The sequence below is a fragment of the Mycobacterium sp. genome (assembly GCF_032162105.1).
Lineage (GTDB): Bacteria > Actinomycetota > Actinomycetes > Mycobacteriales > Mycobacteriaceae > Mycobacterium.
This window is the reverse complement of the sequence record NZ_JAVRPS010000225.1, coordinates 1-3,415: the sequence shown is the minus strand read 5'-3', so window position 1 is coordinate 3,415 and position 3,415 is coordinate 1. Positions and strand designations below refer to the sequence as shown.

The window sequence follows — 3,415 nt, the reverse complement described above, 5'->3', positions numbered from 1 at the left end:
TGCCGCACTGGAGAAGCCGCGCCGCGTGCTGATCATGGTCAAGGCAGGCGACCCCACCGATGCCGTCATCAACGAGCTCGCCGACGCGATGGAGGAAGGCGACATCATCATCGACGGCGGCAACTCGCTCTACACCGACACCATCCGCCGCGAGAAGGCGATCCGTGATCGCGGCCTGCACTTCGTCGGCGCCGGTATCTCCGGCGGCGAGGAAGGCGCGCTGAAGGGGCCGTCGATCATGCCCGGCGGCCCGGCTGAGTCCTACAAGTCGCTCGGCCCGCTGCTCGAGGAGATCTCCGCGCACGTCGACGGCGTGCCCTGCTGCACGCACATCGGTCCGGACGGCTCAGGGCACTTCGTCAAGATGGTGCACAACGGCATCGAATACTCCGACATGCAGCTGATCGGCGAGGCCTACCAGTTGCTGCGCGACGGGCTGGGCAAGACCGCTCCCGAGATCGCGGACGTCTTCGCCGAGTGGAACAAGGGCGACCTGGACAGCTACCTCATCGAGATCACCGCCGAGGTGCTGCGTCAGACCGACGCCAAGACCGGCAAGCCGCTGGTCGACGTGATCCTCGACGAGGCCGAGCAGAAGGGCACCGGTCGCTGGACCGTGAAGTCGGCACTGGACCTCGGGGTACCGGTGACCGGTATCGCGGAGGCCGTCTTCGCCCGCGCGCTGTCCGGTTCGGTGGCGCAGCGCAAGGCCACCACCGGCCTGGCGTCTGGCGCCCTCGGTGCCAAGCCGACCGACGCTGCTCGGTTCACCGAGGACGTCAGCAAGGCGCTGTACGCCTCCAAGATCGTGGCGTATGCCCAGGGCTTCAACCAGATTCAGGCCGGTAGCAACGAGTACGACTGGGGCATCACGCCCGGCGACATGGCAACCATCTGGCGCGGCGGCTGCATCATCCGCGCCAAGTTCCTCAACCGGATCAAAGAGGCCTTCGACGCAGAGCCCGAGCTCGCCACACTGCTGGTCGCGCCGTACTTCCGCGATGCCATCGAGGCGGCGATCGACAGCTGGCGCCGCGTCGTGGTGACCGCCACCGAACTCGGCATCCCGATCCCCGGCTTCTCCTCGGCGCTGTCCTACTACGACGCGCTGCGGACCGAACGTCTGCCTGCTGCCCTCACACAGGGTCTGCGCGATTTCTTCGGCGCGCACACCTACGGCCGCATTGACGAGGACCCGACCAAGAAGTTCCACACGTTGTGGAGCGGTGACCGCAGCGAAGTGCCTGCTTGAGGTCAGTCGGGTTGAGGTCAGGAAGGAGAGTGTCACCTTGAGGTTTCTCGACGGCCCGAAGCCGCCATACGACCTGACCTACAACGACGTCTTCATCGTGCCAGGGCGCTCCGACGTGACGTCCCGCTTCGACGTGGACCTCTCGACCGTTGACGGTTCCGGCACCACCATTCCGGTTGTGGTCGCCAACATGACGGCGGTGGCGGGCAGGCGGATGGCCGAGACGGTGGCGCGACGTGGCGGCATCGTCGTTCTGCCCCAAGACCTTCCGATCTCGGTGGTCAAGGCGACGGTCGACTTCGTCAAGAGCCGCGACCTGGTCGTCGACACACCGGTCACCCTGTCGCCCGACGACTCGGTATCCGATGCGACGGCGCTGATCCACAAGCGGGCACACGGCGCAGCGGTGGTCGTCGACGGGAACCGTCCGGTGGGCCTGGTCACCGAGGCGGCGTGTGCTGGCGTGGACCGGTTCGCCCGGGTGCGCGACGTCGCGCTGTTCGACTTCGTGACCGCCCCCGTCGGGACCGACCCCCGCGAGGTGTTCGACCTACTCGAACACGCGCCCATCGACGTGGCGGTGATGACCGGGCCGGACGGCGGCCTGGCCGGCGTCCTCACGCGCACCGGCGCGGTCCGGGCCGGCATCTACTCCCCCGCGGTGGACGCGGCGGGCCGACTGCGCATCGCCGCCGCCGTCGGCATCAACGGCGACGTCGCAGCCAAGGCGACCGCGCTGGCCGAGGTCGGCGTCGATCTGCTGGTCATCGACACCGCCCACGGCCACCAGCTCAAGATGCTCGACGCCATCAAGTCGGTGTCGTCGCTGGATCTGGGCCTTCCCCTGGCCGCGGGCAACGTGGTGTCGGACGAGGGAACCCGAGACCTGATCAGTGCGGGCGCCTCGATCGTCAAGGTGGGCGTGGGCCCTGGCGCGATGTGCACGACGAGGATGATGACCGGAGTCGGCCGGCCGCAATTCTCCGCCGTCGTCGAATGTGCTGCCGCAGCACGGCAACTCGGTGGGCATGTCTGGGCCGACGGTGGGGTTCGGCATCCCCGTGACGTGGCGCTGGCGCTGGCCGCGGGGGCGTCGAACGTGATGATCGGCTCCTGGTTCGCAGGCACCTACGAGTCCCCCGGCGACCTCATGTCCGACCGCGAGGAGCGGCTGTACAAGGAGAGCTACGGGATGGCGTCCAAACGCGCCGTCGCCGCCAGGACGGCAGGCGACCGCATGTTCGACCGGGCCCGCAAGGCGCTGTTCGAGGAGGGCATCTCGACGTCCCGGATGGGCCTGGACCCGGCCCGCGGCGGCGTCGAGGACCTGCTGGACCACAGCACCTCGGGCGTCCGCAGCACCTGCACCTACGTCGGCGCGGCGACCCTGCCCGAACTGCACGAGAAGGTGGTGCTCGGCGTGCAGTCGGCGGCCGGATTCGCCGAGGGACACCCGCTGTCGGGCGGTTGGTGACCCAGCGGGGCCCGGTCCACCCGCTAACATGAGTTCTTCACCACCTCGGCTGAAGGAAGGGATCACGTGCCGCAGGCACCCGTGGAGGCCCCCACGTCTGACAGGGCCGTCGGGTCCGACCGGCCCGCCCGCGAGCCCGGCCTAGAACCTCAGGACGCCGAACCCTCCAGTAGTCAGCCGGGCGCGAGACCCGGCGAACATTCTGCGAGGCTGCGATGAGCGTCGGATTGACCCTGCTCGCCCTCCTCGGTTTCATCGTGCTGACTGCAGGCACGGCGCTGTTCGTCGCCGCCGAGTTCTCGCTGACGGCACTGGAACGAAGCACCGTCGACGCCAACGCGCGCACCGGCAAGCGCCGCGACAAGCTGGTGCAGCGGGCGCATCGAACGCTGTCGTTTCAGCTGTCGGGCGCCCAGGTCGGCATCTCGATCACCACGCTGATCACCGGTTACCTGGCCCAGCCGCTGCTCGCGCAGCTACTGAAACCCGTGTTCACCGCGCTGTCGCTGACCAGGAGCGTCGCCGACGGCCTGGCGCTTGCGCTGGCGCTGCTGATCGCCACCTCGGTGTCGATGGTGTTCGGCGAACTGGTCGCTCAGTACCTCGCCGTCGCGAAGCCATTGGCCACCGCACGCGTCGTAGCCGGACCGCAGCTGCTGTTCTCGATGGCCACCACCCCGCTGATCAAG

3 protein-coding genes are annotated in these 3,415 nt (G+C 68.5%); all 3 read left to right on the top strand.

The window, feature by feature from the left end:
- Positions 1–1,252 (top strand): NADP-dependent phosphogluconate dehydrogenase (gene gnd / locus QOC69_RS11290; protein WP_526439392.1); only part of this gene is annotated, 1,252 nt, incomplete at its 5' end.
- A 37-nt stretch (positions 1,253–1,289) separates the two neighbouring features.
- A complete protein-coding gene (locus tag QOC69_RS11285) occupies positions 1,290–2,726 on the top strand; it encodes a GuaB1 family IMP dehydrogenase-related protein (RefSeq protein ID WP_526439390.1) in 1,437 nt (478 codons plus the stop codon).
- Positions 2,727–2,941: 215 nt separating this feature from the next.
- The coding region (locus QOC69_RS11280; RefSeq protein ID WP_526439388.1) for a CNNM domain-containing protein at positions 2,942–3,415 on the top strand (474 nt) is incomplete at its 3' end.